Source organism: Rhodoferax sp. ZS1R25, assembly GCF_056521335.1.
This window is the reverse complement of sequence record NZ_JBWMAZ010000010.1, coordinates 1-1,191: the sequence shown is the minus strand read 5'-3', so window position 1 is coordinate 1,191 and position 1,191 is coordinate 1. Positions and strand designations below refer to the sequence as shown.

Sequence of the window (1,191 nt, the reverse complement as noted above, 5' to 3'; positions counted from 1 at the left end):
ATGGGTAAAGAAAAATTCACACGAACCAAGCCACACGTCAACGTAGGCACCATTGGCCACGTGGACCACGGCAAGACCACCTTGACGGCAGCCATCACCACCGTGCTGGCAGCCAAATTCGGCGGCTCTGCCAAGGCGTACGACCAGATCGACGCGGCACCTGAAGAAAAAGCACGCGGTATTACCATCAACACCGCCCACGTGGAATACGAAACGGCTAACCGCCACTACGCCCACGTGGACTGCCCAGGCCACGCCGACTATGTGAAGAACATGATCACTGGCGCTGCCCAAATGGACGGCGCGATCCTGGTTTGCTCCGCAGCTGACGGCCCCATGCCCCAGACCCGCGAGCACATCCTGTTGGCCCGCCAAGTGGGCGTGCCTTACATCATCGTGTTCCTGAACAAGTGCGACATGGTGGACGACGCTGAACTGCTGGAACTGGTCGAAATGGAAGTTCGCGAACTCCTCGACAAGTACGACTTCCCTGGCGACAAGACCCCCATCATCCACGGCTCTGCCAAGCTCGCCATCGAAGGCGACAAGGGCGAGTTGGGCGAAGGCGCCATCATGAAACTGGCCGATGCACTGGACACCTACATCCCCCTGCCAGAACGTGCTGTTGACGGCGCATTCCTGATGCCCGTGGAAGACGTGTTCTCGATCTCTGGTCGCGGCACTGTGGTGACCGGTCGTATCGAACGCGGTGTGGTCAAGGTTGGCGAAGAAATCGAAATCGTTGGTATCTCTGACACCCAGAAGACCACCTGCACTGGCGTGGAAATGTTCCGCAAGCTGCTGGACCAAGGTCAAGCCGGTGACAACGTCGGTATCCTGTTGCGCGGCACCAAGCGCGAAGACGTGCAGCGCGGCCAAGTGCTGTGCAAGCCCACTTCGATCAAGCCACACACCCACTTCACTGGCGAGATCTATGTCTTGTCCAAGGACGAAGGTGGCCGTCACACGCCTTTCTTCAACAACTACCGCCCTCAGTTCTACTTCCGTACCACGGACGTGACTGGTGCCATCGAGTTGCCAGAAGGCAAGGAAATGGTCATGCCTGGTGACAACGTGTCGATCACTGTGAAGCTGATCAACCCCATCGCCATGGAAGAAGGCCTGCGCTTCGCCATCCGCGAAGGTGGGCGTACCGTCGGCGCCGGCGTGGTCGCGAAAATCATCGCGTAA

At 58.7% G+C, this 1,191-nt stretch carries 1 protein-coding gene; it reads left to right on the top strand.

The window, feature by feature from the left end; genetic code table 11:
- Complete coding sequence (tuf, locus tag AC097R_RS21260; protein ID WP_479600202.1) at nt 1-1,191, top strand: elongation factor Tu; 1,191 nt, start codon at nt 1-3, stop codon at nt 1,189-1,191.

What these genes read in the sequence shown, in the direction of transcription:
- tuf (WP_479600202.1), top strand. Translation starts at nt 1, where the DNA reads ATGGGTAAAGAAAAATTCACACGAACCAAGCCACACGTCAACGTAGGC.